The 2145-nt window shown below is 32.8% G+C and carries 2 protein-coding genes, 2 tRNA genes and 1 rRNA gene; 3 read left to right on the plus strand and 2 right to left on the minus strand.

The features are described from left to right. Positions 1-9 precede the first annotated feature (9 nt). The 3 genes from rrf to EQ827_RS08545 all read left to right on the plus strand — a co-directional run bounded on the left by rrf (position 10) and on the right by EQ827_RS08545 (position 326). Positions 10-126: ribosomal RNA gene (gene rrf, locus EQ827_RS08535) — 5S ribosomal RNA — on the plus strand. 7 nt (positions 127-133) lie between these two features. Beyond that, positions 134-206: transfer RNA gene (locus EQ827_RS08540), tRNA-Asn, on the plus strand. A 47-nt stretch (positions 207-253) separates the two neighbouring features. Continuing rightward, positions 254-326: transfer RNA gene (locus tag EQ827_RS08545), tRNA-Thr, on the plus strand. A 444-nt stretch (positions 327-770) separates the two neighbouring features. On the opposite strand, the gene EQ827_RS08550 is transcribed toward EQ827_RS08545, so the two are convergent. Continuing rightward, complete coding sequence (locus tag EQ827_RS08550; protein ID WP_181190558.1) at positions 771-1487, minus strand: hypothetical protein; 717 nt, start codon at positions 1485-1487, stop codon at positions 771-773. A 195-nt stretch (positions 1488-1682) separates the two neighbouring features. Further along, the coding region (locus tag EQ827_RS08555; RefSeq protein WP_258231828.1) for a hypothetical protein at positions 1683-2145 on the minus strand (463 nt) is incomplete at its 5' end.

A 2145-nucleotide genomic window follows, 5' to 3' on the forward strand; every position in this document is an offset into this window, starting at 1 on the left:
AGAAGACAGTGTGGTGGCGACAGCGGGAAGGATACACCTGTAACCATGTCGAACACAGAAGTTAAGCTTCTCAGCGCCGAGAGTAGTTGGTGGGAAACTACCTGCGAGGCTAGGACGCTGCCACGCTGGTTAATCCGGTTTAGCTCAGTTGGTAGAGCATCTGACTGTTAATCAGGGTGTCGTCAGTTCGAGTCTGACAACCGGAGTTTTTTTATTGAGTCGGGTTTCCGGCTTTTTTTGTAAGTATTTTTGTGCCGGCTTAGCTCAGTTGGTAGAGCATCGGTGTCGTAATCCGGGGGTCACAGGTTCGAATCCTGCAGCCGGCATTTAAAACTATCATATAATAGAAGTATTTTTTAAAAATGAGAATCCTATTTGTCAATATTTTGAGGGTTCTCGTTTTTTTAGTATTTTTTAAATAAAGCATAAGTTTTACTTATTTGGAGGTAACGGAATAGTTTTTGCACTGTCAAAAGGCTCTAATAGCTTAGAGACTACCCATTGAAATTGTAAATATCTCATTGTGTTTACGACTAAATACCTAAGAAGATTATTATTTGATCTCCAAGAAGTAGAAATTATCGTTAATCATACCGTGCCTGATCATATCCATATGTTGGTTATGACGCCATTCAAATAAGTGCTGCTAGTTTTCCAAGTTATTAAGTCTATTTGAAATACAATAACGACTACTTGAACCTATTGTTATAGTGTAGGACAAACTCTTCTATGCATAATAAAAAGCCATCAACTATGCTGATGGCTTTTTACTATTTAATAATGTCTATTTGGGCATCTTTGTTTAATTGTTTATTGATAGCCTTAAAATTTTTATTTTCATAATTCTTACCGGTAATATCCCTTGCTGTTTCTTTATTTAAAGAATCTATAATTGCTGCTACTGTGCTATTATTTGTTTCATCTCTTTTACAGCCTTTTAATTTTTCAATTTCATTATTAATTAAGTGATGAGATGGTATGGTTTTATTTAATTTTAGATATGGTTTACGAATATCTATAATTTGTTGATTAACAATATAATTTCTTTTGTTGTTGCATGAAAAAGATATAACCACATCGTTTTCTTTATCAGTTAAAATTTTCAGCTGCTTTAATTGTGATTTTGTAACGGTAACTCCTGCATATTGTGAATTTGATGGATGCAATGGCGGTTGCAATAGTGAAATTAAGATAATTATGCCACTAATACCTAGTAATCCAAAACACCATTTTTTATAATTATGCTTTTTATTAACATGCCTTTGTTGGTAATTGCCCTTAATGAGGGCTTGCTTTAAATTACAATTACCAGCTATATATTTCTTTAACATATCAAGATTTAGTTGATTAGCAAATTTTAAAGCATCATTAGTGCTATTAAATCCGGCTTGCTTTATATGATCTGCACACACCCAATGTCCATTAATTTGTATTTTAGCAGTCATCATTCCGATTTTTTGGCCATCTATTCCGCATTTTCTACCCATAAATCTATTCCCTTAAAATTATACTAATGCAAAAAATATCCCAGACACTAAAGCGCAAGTTATAACAATTAAAAAATTTTTTCTGGATTTACTTTTTAAAAATAAGTAAACATATATTATTCCACCAAGAAAAAACATATATCCAATAAACGCATTTAGCATAATAATTTTATTCTCCCATGGTTTCAAAGAAATTTAAGATTTATTCTTTTTGTTATCGATAATGTGCCAAATTAAGAATCCTGCACCAATAATTAATGCTAGCCAACCCCAAATTTTTAAGTCAGCAAAAACTTTGTCGGCATTGGTAATAGCAAATAACCATGTAATAATTAATATTATACAATTTGCAATATCACCGCCTAGAGAATGCATTTTTTTGGTTGAAAGATAAACAATTCCGGCCACTAAATAGAATAGTGCTGTGAATATTCCCGCTGTACCACTGGTGTGATGATTATTAGCAATAGTATTCCCAATGCCCATCAATGTTCCTTGGAAAAAAATAAACAAGGAAACAATAATCATTAAGATTCCTGTTACTAATTTGGTAACCCACATGGCTTTATTAGTTTTAAATGTTGTTAAATTATTTGATGAAGGCTGCGGCTGCTGATTATAATTGGTGGCTTGATAATTATTCCCGGGGGCAATTGGC

The organism is Bombilactobacillus bombi (assembly GCF_013607485.1).
GTDB lineage: Bacteria > Bacillota > Bacilli > Lactobacillales > Lactobacillaceae > Bombilactobacillus > Bombilactobacillus bombi_A.

Excerpts from the sequence above, each read along its gene's own strand:
- EQ827_RS08550 (WP_181190558.1), bottom strand. The coding sequence starts at position 1,487 with ATGGGTAGAAAATGCGGAATAGATGGCCAAAAAATCGGAATGATGACT.